This window comes from Flavobacterium azooxidireducens (assembly GCF_023195775.1).
GTDB classification, from domain to species: domain Bacteria; phylum Bacteroidota; class Bacteroidia; order Flavobacteriales; family Flavobacteriaceae; genus Flavobacterium; species Flavobacterium azooxidireducens.
This window is the reverse complement of record NZ_CP096205.1, coordinates 1099710-1123073: the sequence shown is the minus strand read 5'-3', so window position 1 is coordinate 1123073 and position 23364 is coordinate 1099710. Positions and strand designations below refer to the sequence as shown.

The following is a 23364-nucleotide window of genomic DNA, read 5'->3' as shown; positions in this document are numbered from 1 at the left end:
AGAATTTAAGGTCTATCCCCAGATTAGGACTTTGTCAGTTTATATTGAATAAGCATCAAATAGTTATTCAGGCATTTAGGCCTATTATTAAGGTTGTGATTGTATTCAATGTTTGGTTGCTAACCTTTTAAAACTTTTCTTATGAACAAATTTAAACATTTTTTAGGTATTGATGTATCAAAAGAATATTTTGATGCTGTTGTGATTTTGAATGGTAATAACAAGAAAACATTTCACAATCAATTCACTAATGATTTCAAAGGGATTAGGTCACTATGCAAGTGGCTTAAAGATCAAGACGCAACGTTTGATAACACACTTGTATGTTTAGAGCATACAGGGATGTATAGTAAGTTAATTATTAAGTATTTGACGGGTTATAACTTCTCGCTTTGGGTTGAAATGTCTCTTAAAATTATACGAAGTATAGGAGTTCAACGTGGAAAAAATGATAAAGTTGATGCTGAAAGAATTGCCTATTATGCAATGAAAAATGCTGATGAAGCAACTATTTATAAAGCACCTAGTATGTCTGTAGAGAAGATTAGAAAACTACTTTCTCTTAGAGATAAATTAACCACTACTAAAGCTTGTTTGATTCGTAATGTTAAAGAACTTAAAACTTTCGATTTAGAACTATCAAAATTGTTAGACAAATTTCAAAAAAATACTATCAAAGGAATTGAAGAAGATTTAAAAAAAATTGAAAAGCAATTAGATGAACTAATAATAGAAGATGAAAATATCAATAAAATTTTCAATCAAGCTACATCAGTTCCAGGAATAGGTAAAATAACTGCTTTGTTTTTAATATGTTTTACTAATGAATTTACGCTATATTCAAATCCAAGGCAATTGGCTTGTTATGCAGGCGTAGTTCCATTTGAATACACTTCGGGTAAATCAGTCAGGGCAAAACCTAAAGTCCATTATATGGCAAATAAAAAATTAAAAAAGCAATTACATCTATGTGCTCTCTGTGCTGCGACTTACGATTCTGAGATAAAAGAATACTATCAAAGAAAAGTTGCTGAAGGGAAAAATAAAATGCTTGTATTAAACAATGTTAGAAACAAATTAATACATCGAGTTTGTGCTTGTATCAGAGAAGATAAAATGTACGAGAAAAGACAAATAGCTTAAACTTTAAAAACATATTTTCTTTTGAAAGGGAAAAGATAAAAACTCTCTTCCCCTTCGCAAGACTTGTGTTTTTCCTAAATCAAATTTATTGAATTATTCTCAAAATATCAATGAAAAAATTAACATTTTTTATTTGCTTAAACCATAGTTATCAATGGGGTTTTTCTAAATCATGTGATAATTGTTATTAACTCTGTTCCTGAGTGTCTCCAATTAACCTTAATTATATCATTACCCATCTGTTCGATAATTTTTCCTTTATTTATTATTATTCCATGAAAATCATTTGGAACTTTCCTTCTAGAAACTTTTGGTATGTATTTGATTCCAATTACATAATGAGAAAAATATCCAAACTCACATAAATAAAATTCATCACCTATTGACCTGATGAATTCATCCAAAATTAACTTGCGAGTATTTTCTCCAATATTGGGTTCAAAAGGAGTCCAATAATTATTCTGAATATCTCTTCTTATATCAGCATAGAGATTTGTCCAATCAATAAAATTATATTCTTTGTAATATTGTTTCATAAAATCATGTTCAAAGTTAGAAATTATTAAAATCTAAAGTTTTTAATAATATGGTTTAAAGTTAGAGACTTTAGAGAATATTATTTTTTAGATTTCAAATAGATATACTTATATGGTATATAAAAATATAAGATTAAAAAAACTGAAAATAAAATCAATAAAATATAAGCATTATAATCGAATTCAGATTTATTAATTAGAATTTCGTGATTCTTCTCAAGTTGAATAATATCGATGGTATTTTGTGATGCATTATATCCTTCATTGTAAACCTTAACAGCGTCACCGCTTTTTATTTTCTCTTTCAATCGTACATATTCATTTTCATTTCTATTAAAATAAGAAAAAGTTGTCTCATTATTTTTTAACTTGATGTAAAAAACCTCACTTACAGTTTTTGGAGATCTTTGCCCACCTTTGTATGTCTTTAATGTAATGCCAAAACTTTCAACTTTTCCTTCATTTACATTAAATTGATCTTTTGTTTTTGTTATTTGAGAAATTTGAATGTAAATCAAAAAACAAAAAATGAAAGGTAAAATTAAAACAGAGACCACTATTGTTATTTTTTTAATCATTTATACATTTTAATATTGAATATAACATTTAACTACAAATTATCATCATTGTTTTCTTCTATTGGAGATGGCGGAGGTGGCGGAGAATGATATGGCGAAAAATCACTTTTAAAATCATCATAATTCTCTGAAAAATCTGTTCTTATGTGAAATGGAATTTCTTCTGAAAGTAATTCTAACTCTTCTTTAGACAAATCGCAAACTAACTTTCCAAACTTTATATATGCTTGTTTATTTAAAAATCCGGCATATCCTTTTAGAGTTTCCAAAATCAATTCTTTTAAAAGACTTTTATTAACTTTCTTATCCCAAAAAAAAGTAATAATTATAGATTGAAAATTATCTTCTCCTCTTTCAAAGTAAAAATCTTCAATACTTTGACCGACTTGATTTAAGCTTTTGTTTTCGGATTGCACATAGATTGAATCCTTGTCTGATAAATAAATATGACAAAAATTTCTGAGTGAAATAAGTGCTGGATTTTCATCAAATTCTAAATTTCGAGAATGAAAAGCCAATGGGATTTTCACATCTTCTGATAATTCTAAATTTAAAATAAAATATGCATACCCAGATTCTGAATTTCTAAACAAACTATCTAACTTAGTTTTATAATCGTCCCTGAAATCTACTATTGAAAAATTGGTTTTTGGTAACGAATCAAATGTTTTGAATATTTGGAGTTCATTTTCGCAAAATAGTGGCGGTTCAATTTCCTTTTTTTGACAGGAAATCGAAAGAATTAGTAAAATAAGAATGAAAAGGTTTTTCATAATTTATTGCATTTTATTTGTATTCTTTTTATTGCACCAACCCCTTAGCCCCGATTGCAATGGAAAGCCTTGAGCCGCCAAAGCTGATTTTTTCTTGCTGACCCAAAGCGACCAGAGGAAGCTCTTGGGGCGGCTTAGAAAAAACAGCTTTGGCAAACAAGCTTGGAATGGAAAGCGGGATTGGCTTCATATTAATACTATTTATAGTGCTGTGTCATTTCGACCAGAGGGAGAAATCACATAACGCTTATTGACAATCATTATTTTTTGAGATTCCTCCTTCGTCCTTTAGATTTGTTTTTAGAAAAAATCAATAAATTTATGATTGAGAAAGGAAGCAAAAGTACACTATTCCTGCGTCAGAGTTAATTACTCATATTTCGATTAAGACTTTAGCTTCCCTTTTCATCAAAGACTCAAATAGAAATTAGGGAACCAGACCCATTATTAAGGAGTTGAGCTTATGATGAATTTCTCAAATCACTTGTTTAACGTTAAAAGCAAAGTTATGAAAAACATTATTATTGGCATTGACATCAGTAAGAAGACTTTAGACATTTGTATCAAAGATGAAAAAGTTTCCTATTTTACTATTGAAAACAAAGTACAGAGTATTAAGCGTTTTTTTAAAATTTATTCTACTAGCTATCCTATTGTAGCTATGGAAAATACGGGTAAATATAATTGGAATTTGTTGCAGGTCTTGGAATCTCACAACTTTAAAGTTTATATCATATCACCCTTACACTTAAAGAAGAGTATGGGCCTTACAAGAGGAAAAAATGACAAGGTTGATGCACTTCGAATTTGTAATTTTATCGAGAAGAACCATCAAGAAATTACACAATGGAAACCTTCATCCTTGACAATCAGAAAAATTAAAGTACTGCTTACAGAAAGAGCAGCAAGAATAAAAATGAGAAAACAATTGACGAGCCAGCAGGATGACTACAAACTGATGAAAGGAATTAATATGGACAAGGAATTGCTGAAATTAAATTTGCAACTTGTTAAGAGTATTGATATTCAAATTAAAAACATAGAAAAAAGTATAGAAGAAGTTATCTCTAGTGAATCAGAATTAAAAAATAATTATCAATTGATGAAATCTGTTCCTGGTGTAGGCAAAGTACTCTCTTGGATTATTTTGGCAAAAACGGAAGGGTTTACAACTATAACAGATCCAAGGAAAATGGCCTGTTATAGCGGAGTTGTTCCTTTTGATTTTCAGTCAGGCACATCAATAAAGCGAAGATCCGGAGTGTCAAGGCTTGCTGATAAAACAGTTAAAAGTGTCTTGCATCTAGGAGCGATGAGTGCTATTAGGAATGATAATGACTTAAGAAATTATTATCTTCGAAAAGTAGAAGAAGGTAAAAATAAAATGAGCGTTATAAATGCAGTTAGAAACAAAATAATACATAGGGTTTTTGCAGTAATTAAAAACCAAATTCCTTATCAAAAAAATTTGGTTTTATCATAGAAATCGGAATGACAAAATTGGGTGAAATACTTTGTCTTGACCTACTTTATGTGATTTCTCCCTTTGGTCGAAATGACACACTTTGCGAATGACAAAATTGGGTGAAATACTTTGTCTTTACCAACTTTATGTGATTTGCTTCGCCTGTTCGCTTCGCTCGGGTCTCCTATCGTCGAAATGACACAATGCTCAATTAGTAGTTTAAAACGCTACTCCTTCACCACTTCCACCCATTGACCCAATGTTCGTGCCGCATACGTGTTGTCGTACATCGCTTCGGCTTGCATACCGGGCAGGTAATAGTTGCCCAAATAGGACGCATTTAACAGCACTCGGAACGTTCTGGACTCGTTGGCTTTGAGGCCAAAATAGAAATTGGTGCGATCGTCGCGGATGTCGATGTGGTCGGCTATGTTGTTGCCAAAACTGCCAAAATCGGTAAACCGAGTGTTCACAATTTCAAATCCGGATGGGATAATTTGTGTTAATGCCAGATTTTCTACACGTTCGTTGGTTTGGTTTCGGATGGTTATTTCGGCAATAAACTCGGTTCCTTGAGCGATTTTTGATACGCTGACTGGTGCTCCGCTTCGGTTTTTAAAGACTAGATTGGTAAACAATTTACTTTGCATCGCTTTTTCTTGACCGATTGGCAAAATGCCGCTCGTGAGTACTCGCACATACAACGTGTTGGATTTGGTGTTTTTGATGGTGATGGAATTGCTTCCGTTTTTGATTTCTAAATTTCGGTTTGCCAATGATTTTGCAGTTGTGATGGTTTGCGATTTTCCGTTTAAAGAATACGTTACTTCTACGCCTTTTCCGCCGTTTTGTTGAGCAAATTTTGACATTGCATATAAACAATAAGCCGTGGTTTGGGTGCTCATCCATTGATCGGAAGCCATATTTTTAGCCAAATCGGTCGCCATTTTGAAGGCTCTTTGTTTGTTTCCTGTTAGCAATAAAGTTTCCAAAGCCATCGCTTTATTTCGTTCTGGCGAACCGTAATAATAGTAATGATTTTGGTTCGTTTCATCAATTTTGCTTTGATTGAATAGTGTTTGAGCGGCTTGTTTTTGTCCGGCCAACGCATAGGCAGCAGCCAAACGCAATTTACTTTCGTTAGAAATTCCGGTGGTTTCACGCAAACGGTTCATTGAAGCCATATCGGGCGAACCCGCCAAAGCCAAGGTGTACAAACGATAGGCTTGAGCAAAATCGTTGTGATAGCCTTTGTTCAAACGCCATTCTTTGGACGCTTTTTGTTGATAGGCAATCCATTTTGATTTGAAATTGATGGGTAAAACATAGCCTTTTTTCTCGGCTTCAATGAGGAAATGACCCACGTAGGATGAACTCCAATCGTCGGCATAATTTTGTCCGCTCCAATACGAGAATCCGCCATTTGAAATTTGGAAACCGCCTAATTTTTGGATTCCGATTTTGATGTTTTTCTGAATTTCGTTTTTACGGTTTTGGTCTAAATCGAAAATATCAGCCAAATACAATTGCGGGAAAACACTCGACGTGGTTTGCTCCAAACAACCGTGCGGATATTGGATTAAATATTGTAATCTTCTACTAAAATCGATGGTTGGGAAAGACGAAACTTCCAATTGAGCTTTGTTGCTTCCGGCGACACCGAAGGTTGCAACATCGATTGTTTTTGAACTATTAGGTTCTAAGACAATATCGGTAAATTCATTCGTAATCGGGTTTGGATTTGTTATATCGAGTTCGACTTCGTAAGTGGCTTTTTCATTTCCGGAAGTGGCGATGACTTGCACTTTTGCCAATCCGGTTAATTCGCCTACTTCCAACTCAAAATACGCCATTTTTTCATCCGGTTGAGCGAATGATAAACTTTGGGAAGTTTTTCCAATTACTCGAATTCCGTTGTTGGTTTTGATTTGTAATGAAACATTTTTTACTTGTGGTTCCATTGCAAAAATCGTTACCGGCAACGTTACTTTTTCAGTTGGAGAAATTTTTCGTGGTAATGAAGCTAAGACCATCAACGGTTTTCTAACCGGTGTTGTTTTTTCAGCTGAACCGTACGCACTCGAATTTACATCTCCGGCTACAACCATAGTTCGGACTGAACCGACATAGTTTGGCATCGTAATTTTATGCGTTTGCGATTTTCCTTTTTCTAATTTGTATGGGCCAAAATACATCACCACCGGTTTAAAACGATTGGCTTTTTTGGCTTTGCTTCCGCCCAAATCTTCGTCACCACCTATGCTGAACACTTGGTTGATTCTTCCGCCGTAGGCTCCAATTACTTCATCAAAAATATCCCAGGTTTTTACGCCTAACGCTTCACGAGTGTAGAAACTATTCCACGCATTTGGGGTTTTAAATCGGGTTAAATCGAGCAAACCATCATCCACAATTGCCAACGTGTATGTCATTGCTTTTCCTGATTTTTCGCTTACGCGGATGTTGACTTTTCCTTCCGGTTTTAAAACTTCCGGCATAGTGATTTGGGGTTCGAGGATGGTGTTTTTATCGACGACTTCAATCGGCACAATTCCATATAAACGAATTGGTGAATCGTTTAACGTGGAAGCGTGCGGTTGTAATAATGTAATGTGAACGAACACATTTGGAGCCATTTCGCCGGTAATTGGAATTTCGACTTTGGTTTCGCCTTTTTGCGTAGTTGCCCAGAAAGTTTTGACCACGCGAGAACCATTTTCCAATGAAATTAACGCTCTTCCTCCAGCACTAGATGGGAAGGAAATTTTGGCTTTTTCGCCCACAGCGTAATTCTTTTTATCGGTGGAAAACATCAACATCGATGCATTGGAAGCATCGGTATTTCTAGTTTTTCCTGACCAATATGGCCAATCAATCATTACGGTTGAACCGGTGGCGTGACCGCCTTGTTCATCGGTAACTCTTATTAAATAACGACCCCATTCATTTTCATCATTTTTGAATTGAACGCTTGCTTTTCCGGTGGAATTGGTGCTTACGTTGAAATTCTTAAAAGCAGTTGTTGAATTGGAGGAAACATAACTGGAAAGGTTGTCATAACTCGCATCCCACCACCAACGCCATTCTACTTTATAAACTTGCACTTTTAAGTTTTGAACTGCTTTTGGATTTCCTTTTTCGTCTACGGTTACAATGTCGTAGCGGTTCATTTTTCCGGTTTCTAGTAAGCCGTATTTGTTTGGTTCGGGCGTTTTTAAACCGACATACGTTTGATAAGGCGAAAGTGTTGTTGCCATCACATCGGTACTGAAATCGCCACCGTTTTCATAGACTTTGGTCATCAAACTGGCTTTCAACATTCCGGGTGATTGACTGCTTACCTTTGGTTGAAAACTCACGGTTGCTTTTCCTTCCGAATTTACTTTTCCGTTATAAATTGTCGTTTCTTCTGTTTCAAATTGACGGATTGGGTCATCAAAATTATAATTGGCGAATCCTTTAAAAGCGGTTTTTTGTTGCATAATTTTGGCTTGCATTTCCATTTTTAAATCTTTGGCAACGGCACCGTGCAACCAAGCCACTTCTACTTCGCTGACATTTGTTTTGGCTGTGGATAAAATTTCGGAATCGAATTTATTTTTGATTTTTAATCGATTTGGTTTGATGGTTTCAATTTTGATGTTTTTATAAAATCGAGCACCTCCAACGCTAATTACTGCTTCCCAACTTCCCGTAGGATGAGAGTCACGAGTTGGAATGATGAATTTATAATGATTGAGTTCGTTATACTTTTGAACCGACTGAAAGGTTAATTTTCCAGTTGGATCATTCAATTTGAATTTGATAGGATGCGATTTGTCTAATTTGCTGGCGGCATCATTTAACATAAAGCTCAAAAACAATGTATCACCCGGACGCCAAACGCCTCTTTCGCCATAGATATACCCTTTGAGTCCTTTTTGTAATTTTTCTCCGGACACATCAAAATTACTGACCGATTGCGAAAAGCCTTCGTCTAATTTCACGTAAGTGGTTTGTTTATCTTTTGAAACGAGAGCAAAATAGGCATATTTGTCAACTTTAAATGAAGCCATTCCTTCTGCATCGGAATTTCCTGAAGCAATTTTTTGCTGTTGAAAATCATACAATTCAACCGTTGCTCCCGAAATGGGTTGCGTGTTGACAATGTTGGTTACGGCAATGGTGTAAGAACCATTTTCACCACGTTTAGCAATTACACCTAAATCAGAAGCTAACACATTCATTCCAATCGGGCCACGGCGGAAATAATCATCTTGACAAGCATCTTTGCTATCGTACCAATCGTAATCATCATACCAATAATAGTCGTAGTAATCATCGTTGTAGGAACGCACTTCTTCGTTATCATCTTCTCGTTCTACGTCGTCATCTGTTGTCGTTTCGGAACATTTGAATAATGAATAACTTTTCTTGAACGACATTTCTACCCGATAAATCGCTCCAGGCTCCGGTGTGATTATTTTTGATAAATCAAGAGCAAACGTATTCCACTTGCTGTAATTCGGCAGTTTTTTATTTAATAAATTGATGGTTTGTTTGGCTATCGGTGAAGCTACTTTTCTTAAATTTCGATTTCCGTTTAAATTATTATCTTGTAAAAATTGCAGAACATTATTTTGGTAAATTTTATACACTTTTACATCAACCGCTTTTAGATTTGCCGATTCAAAATTGATTTTTAAATTATTTGAACTTGGTAAAATCGTTCCGTTTTTTGAAAAGCGAACATTCGGTTTCATTTCGTTGAAAGCTACTCTTTGCGAAAAAGTTTCTTTCATTTTATAGCCTTCGTCGCTGGTAATTCCTTGGAAAACTTCCACCAGTAAATCACCTTTTAATGGTTCGCTGAAAAAGACTTTCAGTAAATTTCCTTCGATTAAAAATTTGGTGGTTTGAGCAGTTTCAACGGAAACTAATCCTTGTAAATCTTGTCCTTTTTTGATGGGATCAGTAAAATTGATGAATAGGGATTGATTGTCTTCATCGCCCACTTCCATTCCAACAATTTTGAAATTATTTTTACCCGGAATTTCATATTCCACACTTCCTTTTTGGTCGATGTTGAAAGGTTTTCCGTTCCAAGAAATTTCGATTTTATCGTCTTCTACTTTACGTTGAATGCTATCGATAATAAATTTGAATTCCGTTTTCGTACTGAGTGATTTATCAAATTTAATTTTTAATTTTTTTCCGTCTTGTGTAGCTTCAACGAGTTTTGAAGCAGTCGTAAAATCCAACAAATCGCTGGTTTGAATTGTTCCGTTCAAATAGTTCAATTCTCTGCTGTACGATTGCAAATCCATCACATTTACTATAAAATCTTGCTTTAAGGTTTTGATAGAAAATTTGAATTCTTCTAAACCTTTTTCAGTTTTTATAAGTTTGGATAATTTGAAAACAATGCGGTATTCAGTATCTTGTTCCAATGGCTTTTCGGGCACAAAAGCAATGGTGTTGGAGGCTAAGGCGACCATTTTCCCTTTCACACTCGGCGAAATATCAAATAAATTTTTATCAATTTCCTGATTGGGTTGCCATTCTTGCTTATCGAAAGCCAGGGTTACGCGAATATCGGAATTGGCCGAAACCAAACCGGAACTGAAGTTCAGTATGTACTCGTGAAACAATGAAAAATCAGAATTAAAATCTTCTGTAGATTCTTTTTTGCCACAAGAGTGTAGCACTACAACCGCAACAAGAAGTTGCATCAAACGTTTGATTGACATTGTTCAAAAAGATTAAAAAGTGGAACGGGAAAAGTGTGGGTACTTATTGTCGATAACACAAAAAGTATTCCAAATATTGTGTTAAAGATAATTATTTTTTAGAAGAATTTTTGGATAAAATTACTTGCGTTTGGATGCGAAAAAACGTAGCATTAAATCGGCTGATTCTTGAGCCAAAACACCTGAAACGATTTCTGTTTTGGGGTGTAATTTTGTTCCCATTTTCACAAAACCACGTTGCTCATCTCGAGCTCCAAACACAATTTTTGAAATCTGACTCCAATACAAAGCTCCGGCACACATTTGACAAGGTTCTAAGGTGACGTAAAGTGTGCAACCTTTTAAGTATTTCCCACCAATGAAATTAGCTGCAGAAGTGATGGCTTGCATTTCGGCGTGAGCAGTGACATCGTTGAGTAATTCAGTTAAATTATGCGTTCTGGCGATGACTTTATTTTCTACCACAATGATGGCTCCCACGGGAATTTCGCCTTGTTCAAAAGCGACTTCGGCTTCTTGCAGGGCTTTTTTCATAAAATACTCGTCGGTGAAAGGGTTTTCCATTTATTCTATTTTATTTAACAATTTTTGAGCTTGTTGGAAATCATCTGCATTTTTTGGAAGCTTTTTTAAATAGAGCTTACAGGTTTCTAAATCATTTTCTTTTAAAGCTAAAAGGGCAAGATACCATGTTGCTTTGTTTTGATAGATCGACGTTCCGTTTTCAATTTCAACAAAAACAGCTTTAGCTTCAACTAAATTATCGGTTTCTAATAATGTGATCCCATAAAACAGTTTTTCTTCTGTATTGTTCATCGGACTCATTTTTTGAAAAGCTTGTAATGCTAAATCATACTTTTTTTGATTAAAAAAATCTTGGGCTTCTTTTAAAAAGAATGAACTTTCATCCGAATCATTTCTTACAGTAAATGAAGCAATTTCATGTTGATTGAAATCGTTGTATTCCGGATTGCTATTTTGCAAAAACACTAGCAATCCTAAAAAGAAAACAACAGATGCAGCGATGGCAAAATAATAGCGTTTGAGTTTAAAAACCTTTGTATCTTCTTTTATTTCTTGTTCAAAATAATTTTTGGAAATGGTTTTTAAATTAGACTCAAAATCCGCTTTTTTGGTACTGAATTTTGTGGCTAAAAATTGATTATTTTGTTGATATAGTTCGAATTTCTCCTTCAATTGCGAATCAGCTAACAACTGATTTTCAAAAGATAACCGATCTTTTTCATTCATTTCATTAGAAAGATAGTTTTCGAATAATATGTAAATTTCTTCTTGCATCACATTAAAATTTTAGTGATTTATATTGACTTGATAGTTGAATCAATTCGGTTAATTGACCGGTGCAGAGTGATTTTTTCTTTCTAACATAAGCATACGAAACATTCAATTTGATGGCTACTTCGTCTAACGTTTTTGTTACAAAACTTAGTTTGAGCAATTCTTGGCATTTTTCGCCTAATTTTTGAAACATTTGGTCAAATAGGGCTTGTTTTTCATCAAAATCTTCTGTCGTCAAAACCATTTGAGTGATTGAGTCATCTGTAGATAAAGTATCGTCTTGAATTGTTACCTGTTTATTGGAAGATTTTTTTAATTCATTAAGCCATCTTCTTTTGCATAGCAGAAAAAAATAGGCATCAAACGGACAAGTTAATTTTAAATCTTTTGTTTTCGCTTGGTTATAAATCGTCATTAGCACTTCTTGAATTACATCTTGAGCATGATCAACATCACCATTATTTGTTTTAATATAATGAATCACTTTTGGAGCAAACTTTTTATAGATGGATTGAATTATGGCAGAATTGTTTTCTATCAAACCATCAATGAAATACTGATCTGCATGAGGTGCTTTTAAAGTCATGAATCCCTTTATTTATTGGCTAATATAAAAAATATTATCCGAGTTTGTTTTTTTTTATCAAACTAGGGTAACAAATTTTCCATTCGATTGATATAGGTAAAAGCGTAACCCGAAAAGCTAATAGAGTAGGGGAAATTAAATTTTATTTATTATGAAAAATTTTAACCAATTTCGATTTAAAAAGAATTTCTTGAAATTCTTAGTAATTAATTTTCTATTGTTATTAGGTCACAATGCAATGTCTCAGACTAATTGTAGCCCACAAACAACTTATACAAATTTCGATTTTTTGTATTCAAACACAAATGCAGTAAATTTATCAACTTCCAGTCATGTTGAAAGTGCCGGTGTTTCAAATTATACGGTTAACGTATATACTTTCACTATTCCTTTTTTTGAAAATTCTTTAACTTTTAATCACCTTCGATTTAAAAATGGTGTATCATCTTATAATTGCAAACAATCCGCAAATGGATCCTCATGTACCTCAAAAATTAAAGTTTTCAATGCTCATTCCGGCGGATTACTTCTTTCGTCTATAAATAATGTTTCGCAACTTGATTTAACCAATCCGCTAAGTGTGGGAATTCACAATTTAAGAGTGGAAGGAACTTGTGGAATTGTGCAGTTTACCAACACAGACAATGTCTATAAAACAGCATATTATAGAATAATTATACAAAAAGAACAACATCCCAGCTTGAACCTAACTATTAGCACAGCTTGTGTGAAAAACAGTCAAAACCAAAACACAGGTTATGTAAATTTTCTAGCAACAGGTACAAAACCAAACAACAACAAATTATATCTAAAAATTACACCTCCAAGTAGCTCTTCTTGTGCTCCAATTCAAATGTTAGTAGATAATTTAAGTTATTCTTCAACATTTACAAATCAACCTTTTTACAATTGTAATTCAAATGGCGTATACACTTTTAAAATTCTTTATATAAGTAGTCGAATTGGTGGTGGTGGAAATATTATTCAGGAAATAACGCCAATTGGTTGGACAGACTTTTCATGGACAAAATCATTTAGAAGTTGCATGCTTACTTACGACCCTCTCCCTGTTAATTTTGCATTTAAATCGTCTCCCAATCCTGTCAAAGATGTTCTTTCAGTAAAAATTGGTGAAAATGAAAAAGCCGAATCAATTGCTATTTATGACTTTACAGGAACAATGAAAAAGAAAATAAAAGGCAACAACTCTAGTCAAATTGAATTAAACCTAAGCGATTTGGAAAAAGGAATTTATTTCCTTGAAATTACAACATCAACTAGTACATATAAAGAAAAAATTGTGAAAGAATAACAAGACTCCCTTTTGCCCTTAAAATTGCTATGAATAAATTTTTGAGAGATTTATTAGCATCAACAACCAAAAAAGATGGGAAAAATTGCTTAAAAAAAACGCTCTTATTCGTTGATGCTAATAAACTTTCAAAAAAATTAAAAAAACAGGGTAACAAATTTATCATTCAGTTGATATAGTGATATAAAAACAATTTAAAATTTAGAAATCATGAAAAATTTAAAAAAATCAATCTTATTAATGCTAGCTGCAATTGGTTTTGCTAGCTGTAGTTCAGACGACAATGGAAACTCCTATACTTATGTTCCAACCAGTCAATCATTCAGAGCCTTATTTGACAATGCTCTTGAAAGCAGAACTCAAACCGCCACTTTTGATGCTGAAACCACATTAAATTATGTTTCAGATAATGGTGTTTTATTAACTATTTACGGAAACTGTTTACGCAAAAACGGAAATCCGGTTACCGGAAATGTTGAATTAGAATATGTTGAAATCTTTGACAGAGCCTCTATGCTTGTAACCAACAAACCAACTATGGGTGTAGAAAATGGTGAAACAAAATTATTAACTTCCGGAGGCGAGTTTTATATTAATGTTACGCAAGATGGTGTTCAACTTACATTGGACTGTGGAATGATGTTGAGTGCTCCTACATCACTAACCGGCGGAACAGATAACGCTATGCTGCCATTTGCCGGAACAATAGATCAAGACGGAGATTTAATTTGGGAACAAACTGTTACTGTGGAGTTCTGGATTGGTCAAGGACAAGGCTTAGGTTCCGATTTATATAATGTTTTCTTTAGCAGCTTCGGATGGTTTAACTACGATAGATTTGTTAATTATTCCGGACCAAGAACAGAAATTAGTACTTTAGTGCCTCAAGGATATGGAAATGGTAATAGTGCTGTTTTTATGACTACAAATGATTTTCCTAATTCATTAGGCACAACCTACGGCGAGTTTCCCGTTGGAATGGAAGTGAACTTTGTTTTTGTAACCGAAGAAAATGGCCTTTTCAGATATGCAATTAAACCAGTACAAGCTTTAGTTCCCAATCACCAAGTTACTTTTAGTTTGTCTGAAACAACTTTGGGTACAGAAGCTCAGTTAATTGCTGCAATTAATGCTCTTTAACACACAGAATAGGATATTTTACACAAAAAGCGATGAAAATTCATCGCTTTTTGCTAATTTTATCACAAGCCATCACAATCTAATCATGAAAAAAGTAGTAATTCTATCGACCTTTTTCTTTTTTACATTTTGTTTTAGTCAAACAAAAGTAATTGACACCATCACTCGAAGTGCCACTATTGGTTATGACTTAAAAGGAAATCAAGTTTCTCTGAAACCTCAAACACCACCATTAATTCAGGTTGCAGGAGCACCTGCTGCCTACTATTCTTATTTTTGGGAATTTGGTGACGGTCATTACAGCAAAGAAAAAGAACCCAAGCATACTTATAAAAAAACAGGAGAAAAAACGGTTCGGTTAGCAGTGACAAATAATTATGACAATGGAAAACCACCGGCAACTCGACCAAAAAAAGTTGCTGTAAATGAAATTACCGATACCAATTTTAAAAATATTGCTTCTATTGAAGAGCATCAAGGATTGTTTTTACAAAAAAACAGAGAGCCCGTTCCGGAAGAAGAAATTGTGATTGTATTGAGTTATCAAAACCTAAAAGAATATACCACCAACGGAAAGCTTTATTTGTTTTATAACGACAAGCAATTTAAAAACAACAATTTTGAATTTATAGAAACCCGAACCCATGAGGGAGAAATCGAGATTCAAGCAGAAAACATCGCCATGGTTGATGATTTTGACAATCACGAAAGTTATTTAGCAAGCAATGAAAACATTTTTTATAAAAACATAAGACCAATAGAAGACCGAGAAGATCTTGAATTTACTCTTGAAGAATCAAAAACATTATACAGAAATTCAAAAGTATATGAATTTGAAAACCTTGATTCCGGCGAAACCAGAAATGTTTTTTTTAGTTTAAAAACCACTCCGGAAATGATTAAAGATACGAGTGCTACTTTAACCATTCGAAGTGTTTTTGTTCCTGACAGGAATTATAAAAATCACAAGGTAAAAAATTTAGAGATGGAAATTGTTACTTCCCACGATCCAAACAAAATGTCGTCTAATGGTTTTTTGATGAATTATCGATTGGTTCGATTTAAAACACTAAACTTTAAAACCCGTTTTCAAAATGATGGAGAAGGCCCGGCTAGAATCATCAAATTAGAAACAGACATTCCTGAAATGTTTGACAAGTCAACGTTTAAAATTGTGGATATGTATCCAAAATGTGAAATTTGTCCAAAAGATGAAATTGTAAATTACAGTTGTTTGGACACTATCATTCTAAAAAATCAAATTCATTTTACGTTCAAAAACATTTATCTACCCGGAACCAATCAAAAAAATGTGACCGAGAAAGACAGTACTAAAGGATTCGTAAAATACAGTATGAAATTTGGCAAAGACTTTCATAAACAAAAAACCAAAAGCAGAACTTCCATAATTTTTGACAAAAACGAGCCGATTATTACAAACTATGCTGTTACTCGCTTTATGCCGGGGATTTCGGTTGGCATAAGAACAGGATATAATTATTTTACAGACCAACCCAATCCAAAAAGTTATTTTCTGGGAGCTACTATTTCTCCATTCAAATCCTATCGGTTTTATTGGCAATCTGAAATGAATTTTTCCTATTTAGAAACTAATCAATCATCATCAAGCAATTTGACACTAACACAATTTGATCCCCCAATAATTGATTCTAATGGTCAAGGGTATGAATTAGGTTTTACAAATAGGAGTAGTAGCACAGAAACAATATCCAAAAACATTGATGTAGTTCCAATTTCACTTCGCTACAACATTAACAACTACATTGGTGTTGGTGTTGGTCCACAAATTTCGGCTATTATTAACCAACGGACTACGACTAACCAATCTACTCTTTTTTACGCTCCGATTTTTGAAAATCAAGAATTTACTCCGGGTGAAGAAATTGAAGACACAAGACAATCAGCTTCAGAAATATTTGAAACCAAAACCTTTGAAAAATTTAGAACTCAAGTTTTTGCAGATGTTACTTTTGGCTTTGCTCGAATTGGCCCAAGTGTAGGCATTCGCTATATGATGGATTTCAAACAAGATTTCAACTATTGGCAATTTTATGCCATTTGGAAATTCTAAAAACCACTTGTTCATGAGTAAATTTATTTTTTTTATACTCATTTCGGCAATGAGCTTTGCTCAACAAAATACCAAAAATATTGATGATTTAATTTATCAAGTTGTAGATGATTTTGTTGCTAACCCAAAGCAGGAAAATTTATCAAAATTAAATAGTTTTACTTCAACAATACAGCCAAAATCAACGCAAGATTTTTTAGCCTTAACCATATTATATTGCAATAAAGCCTACTATGAAAACCAGTTTGGTTTGACACAGGAATCGATTTCAAGTTACGAAACCGCCTGGCAACTCTTTCTAAGCCAAAAATTAATGGATTATGACATTATTGAATATTGTTTGAAACCTCTAGGAAATCTGTATACAAAAATAGGTGACTATGACAATGCCGAACATATAATAAAATCATACTTATACACGGCTAATAAAGAGAATAACAACGAATTAATTTATGCCGGAATTTTAAATCTTTCCAATGTTTATCAAGCTTCCGGAAAAAGTGAATTGGCTATTGATTTGATAAAAAAATCATTAAAAAACACATCTTTAACCGAAATTCAAAAAGCCAGTTTGTTTAATAATTTGGGAACAAATTATACTATTCAACAACAATATGAATTGGCAGAAATCGCCTTTAAAAAAGCTATTTCCATTTTAAAAAACCAAAATGAACCGGAAACTGCTTCCAATTCGTATCGAAATTTAACGCAACTCTATCTTCAGAAAAATAATTTAGAAAAAGCGAACCAAGAATTTGAACAGGCAAAAAAGTATTTCTTTCAAATTCAAAATCAAACACTTAGAGAACGTGCAAAATTTTATTTAGAAACCGCTCTAATTTATCAGACACAAAAAAACAATCAGCAGGCACTACTCGAAATTTCAAAAATTTATACCCTTTTGATTCCAAATTTTACTAAAAAAACCAATTTCCCTACGATTAATCAATTGTATGCCGAAACCATTTTATTGGAAACATTAGATCTTCATGCAACTTTGTTAACAGAAAATAATCAGTTTGAAAAAGCATTGGCGTGTTATGAATTGGCTTTTGAGGTTGAAAAACTAATCCAATGGGTTTTAATTCATGAGAATTCTAAAATTATCAATCAACTACGAAACAAAAATCGAGTGCAAAAATGTTTGGAAGTCTATACTTATTTACACAAAATTGACAAAAATAAAGCACATCTTGAAAAAGCATTTTTATTGGCAGAACAAAATAAGTTTTTGGTTTTAAGAACCGAAAAAGAGAACAACTCCAATCGTTCGATTCAAGAAAAAAAGTTGATGAATGAACTTCAAAACTGGAATGCCATTTATTTAAATGAACAAAACAAATCTTTTCCCTCTATCGAAAAAATGAATCAAGCAATTTTGAAACAAAATGAAATTATGCTTCAACTTAAATCGAAAGAGAAAAAGAAATTAATTGAGAAAAAAATCGATATAAAATCGTTATTTACTCAATTAAAAGAAGATGATGCAGTGCTAATTTCCTATTTTTTAGGAGATCAAAAGCTATTTCTGTTTAAAATAGAAAACAATGAACTCACGCTTTCTGAAATAAAAAACACAGTCAAAGAGAAAAAAATTATAACTGATTTTTTAAACTATTTTAATGATCCTAACGCCATTTCAAACAACAGTAATGGCTACAACAGTCAAGCAAATTTGGTTTACAATTTTTTAAAAATTCCAAAAAAAAGTACTCAAAAAAATTTAGTGATTTTTCCGGATGGAATTTTAAATTTTCTTCCGTTTGAAGCTTTAATTACCAAAAAAACAAACAATTCTTCGTTTGCTGAGATGAATTATTTGCTGCATGATTATAAAATTGGCTATCAAACTTCTGTTTATTTTTATTTGAATCAAAAACCATTACACCACAAAAGTGAAACTATTTTAGGTGTTTTTCCAATTTTTAAAAACTCCTCTTCTGAGCTACTTTTTTCAAAAGAAGAAGCAAACTTTATTAAAAGTCATTTCAAAGGTTTAGCTTTAGAAAATCATGAAGCATCTTTTGAAAATTTTAAAAAAAACAGCTCCAATTATTCTATTTTGCACCTCTCAACACATGCTTCTGCCGGAGATGAATTTACTCCTGCCTCCATACGATTTTTTGATCGAGAAGTAAATTATACCGAGTTTTATAACTTAGATACAACTAGCGATTTGGTGGTTTTGAGTGCTTGTGAAACCGGAATTGGAAAACTCTATCAATCCGAAGGTGCGTTGAGCATAGCCAGAGGTTTTCAAATGAACGGCAATCAAAATTTATTATTTTCTTTATGGAAAGTAAACGATTATACCACTTTCACACTAATGAAAAATTTTTACAGCAATTTAAAAAATGATCTAGGATATTTTGAAGCCAATCATCAAAGTAAAATGGATTATTTAAACGATAAAAATCTTTCAAACTCAAAAAAATCGCCTTATTACTGGAGTGCAATGACGTATTACGGTACATTTGAAAATAAAAGACATGCCTCATACTGGTTTTATCTTTTACTACTTCCGGCACTTGCTTTGGTAATTTTTATAATTCGAAAATATATCCGATAAGAAAAAACAAAATAGTAATTTTGTCATTTCCTTTTTAATGACTACTCTTCTTCAACATATCAATTATCCTAATGATTTACGCAAACTAAACGTAAATCATTTGCCGCAATTGGCTCAGGAACTACGCGACTTTATCATCGATATTGTTTCGGTAAAAGAAGGTCATTTGGGAGCCAGTTTGGGTGTGGTTGAATTAACGATTGCCTTGCATTATGTTTTCAATACGCCGGAAGATTTATTGGTTTGGGATGTAGGCCATCAAGCCTACGGTCATAAAATTTTAACCGGACGGAAATCTATTTTTCATACTAATAGGCAATTAAATGGTATTTCCGGTTTCCCGAAAAGAAGCGAAAGTGAATTTGATACGTTTGGAGTTGGACATTCTTCTACTTCTATTTCTGCGGCTTTGGGAATGGCAATCGCTTCCCAATTAAAAGGAGAAAACAAACATCATATTGCGGTGATTGGCGATGCTTCGATTGCGAGCGGTATGGCGTTTGAAGGTTTAAATCATGCCGGAGTCACCGATGCCAATTTATTAGTTATTTTAAATGATAACGCGATTGGAATTGACCCTAGTGTAGGTGCTTTAAAAAATTATCTCACTGCCGTGAAAGAAGGCAAAAATCCGAAAGTGAATAACATGATTAAGTCGCTGAATTTTGATTATTCAGGACCGATTGACGGACATAATATTTTTGAAATAATTTCGGAATTGGAACGGTTGAAGAAAGTAAAAGGTCCGAAGTTTTTACACGTCATTACTACCAAAGGGAAAGGGCTTCAAAAAGCAGAAGAAGATCAAGTGAAATACCATGCTCCGGGGAAATTTGATAAAATTACAGGGGAAATTCATCTCAAGGAAGAAAGTCATTTACCACCCAAATTTCAAGATGTTTTTGGGTTGACTTTGGTTGAATTGGCTCAACTAAACGAAAAAATTATTGGCATAACTCCTGCGATGCCAACGGGAAGTTCGCTTAAATTTATGATGGATGCTTTTCCTGAAAGAGCTTTTGATGTTGGAATTGCAGAACAACATGCAGTGACTTTATCAGCCGGAATGGCAACACAAGGAATGGTTGTTTTTTGCAACATTTATTCCACTTTTTTACAACGAGCGTACGACCAAGTGATTCATGATGTGGCGTTGCAAAATCTTCCTGTGATTTTTTGTTTGGATAGAGCCGGTTTGGTTGGCGAAGACGGAGCCACGCATCACGGTGTTTATGATTTGGCTTATTTGCGATGCATCCCGAATATGATAATTTTTTCACCAAGGAATGAAATTGAGTTACGAAATATACTTTTCACTGCTCAATTAGGTTTAAATCATCCGATTGCGATTCGTTATCCGAGAGGAAGAGGAGAAATTGTGGATTGGCAACAACCGTTTCAAAAAATTGAAATTGGCAAAGCAACTTTATTAAAAAAAGGATTAAAAGTGGCGATTTTATCCAATGGTTTTATTGGAAGAAACGTAACGTTAGCATTCGATGAAATTTCAAATTCAGAATTATTTTCACAGTATGATTTTTCGTTTGTAAAACCGATGGATGAAACTCTTTTACATTTTATTTTTAAAGAATATGAAAGTATCATTACAATTGAAGACGGAACGATCATTGGCGGATTTGGTTCTGCGATTGCTGAATTCAAATCAAAATATAATTACAAGAACAACGTTCAAATACTTGGAATTCCTGACGAGTTTATTGAACAAGGAACTGTTGAGGAGCTACAACGTTATAGTGAAATTAATGTGAAAAGTTTGGCTTCCGTTTTGTCATCTTATTGAAAATGGTCATTTTTGCCTTTCCTAATCAACTGTTTAGAATAATGAGGTTTTTTCTGCCATTACTGATGCTTTTTGTTTCGCAATTGTTTTTTTCTCAAACGCTTGTAACAGAAAGCGATACCATTCCGAGAGATACTACTTATTGGACCAAGAAAAATGTTGCAGGTTTAGACTTCAGTCAGATTGCTTTTGTGAATTGGAATGCTGGTGGAAATAGTTCGGTATCCGGTTTGTTGAAAGGTGATTTTGCCCGAAAATATGTTCGAGGAAGCGTGATTTGGAATAATGAAATGTCTCTAAGATACGGAATCAACAAGCAAGAAGGAAGGGAACTTCGTAAAACTGATGATGCTTTTTCGTTTCTTTCCAATTATGGTTATAAAAAAGAACCAAATTCAAATTGGTATTATTCTGCCCGGTTTAATTTTAACACGCAATTTACTGACGGTTATGCCTATCCAAACACGGATGATCCGGTTTCTAGATTATTTGCACCGGCTTATGTGTTTCTAGGAGTAGGTTCTGAATACAATCGAAAAGATTTGAATATGAATTTTTACTTTTCTCCCATAACTTTTAAAAACACGCTTGTTTTAGATCAACGATTAGCAGATATGGGCTCATTTGGAGTGAGTAAAGCAATTTATGATGAAGAGGGAAATTTATTGCGAAGAGGTCGTAAATCCAGAACAGAATTTGGTATGCTTTTTAACAGTTACTGGAAAAAGGAATTCTATAAAAATATGTTTTTTGAGCACCGACTTTCATTATATTCTGATTACATAAACAACTTTGGAAATGTGGATGTTGACTGGCAATTAACCGTCGATTTAGTTGTAAATCAATACGTTAAAGCCAATATTGGCATTCATATGATTTATGATGATGATATTAAAGCTAAAGAAGAAATTGCGGGCGAACAAGTGACTGTTGGCCCTAAATTACAATTGAAACAAGCGTTAGGAATTGGTGTTACCTATTCTTTTTAACCATTATTGGAAGAAATAATTTTGTTTAATAAAAGTGCATTTCCATCGGTTAATAATGAAATGTAATGGGAAATATGCATTAATCTTTCGTATAAATTTGCTTTTTCTACTTGGTATTTTTCAGGTAAAAGTTTCAACAATAATTGGTCGTAATTCGACATTTTTCCTTCGTGCTTATTATTAAAAGCGGTAATGAATTTATCCAATAAGTTATTGATTATATGATAGCCGGTAATTTCCTTTTGAATTACTTCTTGACTTTGATAAATCTTTTTTACACTCAATTTGATAATGTCATCCATTTGAGCTTTGTACTTACTTTTATCGGTTAACGCATACGGGAATTTTCCTTGCAAAATAGCTTCTTCATTTTCGATAAAAACACGAACCGCATCATTAATTAAACTTCCGATTGCCAAGGCACGCAAATAACTAATGCGGTCTTCTTTGGTTGTTAAGGAATTATATTTGGAAGCATCAATACTTTCTTTTACTAATTTAATTAAATATTCTAAGGCGAAATCTTCTTCTACTAAGCCTAAATTGATTCCGTCTTCAAAGTCGATGATGGTGTAACAAATATCGTCTGCAGCTTCCACTAAATAGGCTAACGGATGACGTTCATAACCCAAATCATCACCTGATTTATTTGGAATTAAGCCTAATTCTTCTGCAACATCTTTAAAAAATGCTTTGTCTTGTTGAAAAAAACCGTACTTTTTATCGGCAATGGCATTGGTTGGTTTTTTAGGTAAACTTTCTTTGGGATATTTCATAAAAGCTCCTAACGTTGCATACGAAATTCGCAACCCGCCTTCGATGCCGGCTCGGTTTCCGGTTAGTACAGAAAAGCCGTTTGCATTTCCTTCAAAATCAATTAAATCTTGCCATTCTTTGGCGGTGAGTTGGTCTTTGTATTGTTGTCCGTTTCCGGTTTTAAAGTATTCACCAATAGCTTTTTCACCTGAATGCCCGAAGGGTGGATTTCCAATGTCATGAGCTAAACAAGCGGCGGCTACAATGGCTCCAAAGTCGTTCATGTGAAAACCGTGAGCTTCTTTGAGATACGGATATTTTTCGATGATTTTTTTTCCCACCAATCGTCCGATGGAACGACCAACGACGGAAACTTCCAAACTATGTGTTAAACGTGTGTGAACAAAATCTGTTTTTGAAAGTGGAATAACTTGTGTTTTATCTTGCAAACTGCGGAAAGCGGCAGAAAAAATGATTCGGTCATAATCTACTTCAAAGCCCAAACGGGTGTCATCTTGTTCTGAACGTAAACGTTTGCCGGTGTCGCCTTGTCGTTTGAGTGATAAAAGTTGTTCCCAATTCATCATGAGAGTGTA

Annotated in this window: 17 protein-coding genes; 8 read left to right on the top strand and 9 right to left on the bottom strand. The window is 33.6% G+C overall.

Translation table 11 applies throughout. The annotated features are described in order from the left end of the window. The first annotated feature begins 141 nt into the window (after window positions 1–141). Window positions 142–1143 carry an IS110 family RNA-guided transposase gene (locus tag M0M57_RS05020; RefSeq protein ID WP_248435824.1) on the top strand — a complete coding sequence of 334 codons (1002 nt, stop codon included), beginning with the start codon at window positions 142–144 and terminating at the stop codon, window positions 1141–1143. Between the two features lie 170 nt (window positions 1144–1313). On the opposite strand, the gene M0M57_RS05015 is transcribed toward M0M57_RS05020, so the two are convergent. The 4 genes from M0M57_RS05015 to M0M57_RS05000 all read right to left on the bottom strand — a co-directional run bounded on the left by M0M57_RS05015 (window position 1314) and on the right by M0M57_RS05000 (window position 3220). Beyond that, complete coding sequence (locus tag M0M57_RS05015) at window positions 1314–1679, bottom strand: hypothetical protein (protein WP_248435950.1); 366 nt, start codon at window positions 1677–1679, stop codon at window positions 1314–1316. An 80-nt stretch (window positions 1680–1759) separates the two neighbouring features. Continuing rightward, window positions 1760–2257 carry a hypothetical protein gene (locus tag M0M57_RS05010; protein WP_248435949.1) on the bottom strand — a complete coding sequence of 166 codons (498 nt, stop codon included), beginning with the start codon at window positions 2255–2257 and terminating at the stop codon, window positions 1760–1762. Window positions 2258–2289: 32 nt separating this feature from the next. Continuing rightward, complete coding sequence (locus tag M0M57_RS05005) at window positions 2290–3030, bottom strand: hypothetical protein (protein WP_248435947.1); 741 nt, start codon at window positions 3028–3030, stop codon at window positions 2290–2292. 28 nt (window positions 3031–3058) lie between these two features. Further along, window positions 3059–3220, bottom strand: a complete 162-nt coding sequence (locus tag M0M57_RS05000) for a hypothetical protein (RefSeq protein ID WP_248435945.1) — start codon at window positions 3218–3220, stop codon at window positions 3059–3061. Window positions 3221–3538: 318 nt separating this feature from the next. Here M0M57_RS05000 and M0M57_RS04995 point away from each other — a divergent pair, with 318 nt between their 5' ends. Next, window positions 3539–4513 (top strand): IS110 family RNA-guided transposase, encoded by a 975-nt coding sequence (locus M0M57_RS04995; protein WP_248435943.1) that lies wholly within the window; start codon window positions 3539–3541, stop codon window positions 4511–4513. A 209-nt stretch (window positions 4514–4722) separates the two neighbouring features. Here M0M57_RS04995 and M0M57_RS04990 read toward each other — a convergent pair whose 3' ends face one another. The 4 genes from M0M57_RS04990 to M0M57_RS04975 all read right to left on the bottom strand — a co-directional run bounded on the left by M0M57_RS04990 (window position 4723) and on the right by M0M57_RS04975 (window position 12109). Then, on the bottom strand, window positions 4723–10224 hold the full coding sequence (locus M0M57_RS04990) for an alpha-2-macroglobulin family protein (protein ID WP_248435942.1): 5502 nt from the start codon (window positions 10222–10224) through the stop codon (window positions 4723–4725). A gap of 120 nt (window positions 10225–10344) precedes the next feature. Next, window positions 10345–10788 (bottom strand): nucleoside deaminase, encoded by a 444-nt coding sequence (locus tag M0M57_RS04985; protein WP_248435940.1) that lies wholly within the window; start codon window positions 10786–10788, stop codon window positions 10345–10347. Further along, window positions 10789–11523, bottom strand: coding sequence for a tetratricopeptide repeat protein (locus M0M57_RS04980; RefSeq protein WP_248435939.1), 735 nt, complete (start codon window positions 11521–11523; stop codon window positions 10789–10791). Window positions 11524–11527: 4 nt separating this feature from the next. Further along, window positions 11528–12109: an RNA polymerase sigma factor gene (locus tag M0M57_RS04975; protein WP_248435937.1), complete on the bottom strand. Its 582-nt coding sequence runs from the start codon at window positions 12107–12109 to the stop codon at window positions 11528–11530. Window positions 12110–12260: 151 nt separating this feature from the next. Between M0M57_RS04975 and M0M57_RS04970 the strand changes: the two genes are divergently transcribed. The 6 genes from M0M57_RS04970 to M0M57_RS04945 all read left to right on the top strand — a co-directional run bounded on the left by M0M57_RS04970 (window position 12261) and on the right by M0M57_RS04945 (window position 22012). Continuing rightward, window positions 12261–13421, top strand: coding sequence for a T9SS type A sorting domain-containing protein (locus M0M57_RS04970; protein ID WP_248435936.1), 1161 nt, complete (start codon window positions 12261–12263; stop codon window positions 13419–13421). 210 nt (window positions 13422–13631) lie between these two features. Next, window positions 13632–14561: a hypothetical protein gene (locus M0M57_RS04965; RefSeq protein WP_248435934.1), complete on the top strand. Its 930-nt coding sequence runs from the start codon at window positions 13632–13634 to the stop codon at window positions 14559–14561. An 85-nt stretch (window positions 14562–14646) separates the two neighbouring features. Beyond that, window positions 14647–16653 (top strand): PKD domain-containing protein, encoded by a 2007-nt coding sequence (locus M0M57_RS04960; protein ID WP_248435932.1) that lies wholly within the window; start codon window positions 14647–14649, stop codon window positions 16651–16653. 13 nt (window positions 16654–16666) lie between these two features. Next, complete coding sequence (locus M0M57_RS04955) at window positions 16667–19222, top strand: CHAT domain-containing protein (RefSeq protein ID WP_248435930.1); 2556 nt, start codon at window positions 16667–16669, stop codon at window positions 19220–19222. A 37-nt stretch (window positions 19223–19259) separates the two neighbouring features. Further along, a complete protein-coding gene (locus M0M57_RS04950; protein WP_248435928.1) occupies window positions 19260–21023 on the top strand; it encodes a 1-deoxy-D-xylulose-5-phosphate synthase in 1764 nt (587 codons plus the stop codon). Window positions 21024–21064: 41 nt separating this feature from the next. Then, complete coding sequence (locus M0M57_RS04945; protein WP_248435926.1) at window positions 21065–22012, top strand: DUF3078 domain-containing protein; 948 nt, start codon at window positions 21065–21067, stop codon at window positions 22010–22012. Here the strand turns inward: M0M57_RS04945 and M0M57_RS04940 are convergent. After that, window positions 22009–23352 (bottom strand): deoxyguanosinetriphosphate triphosphohydrolase, encoded by a 1344-nt coding sequence (locus M0M57_RS04940; RefSeq protein WP_248436729.1) that lies wholly within the window; start codon window positions 23350–23352, stop codon window positions 22009–22011. The two genes, M0M57_RS04945 and M0M57_RS04940, sit on opposite strands and share 4 nt — an antisense overlap. Window positions 23353–23364 lie beyond the last annotated feature (12 nt).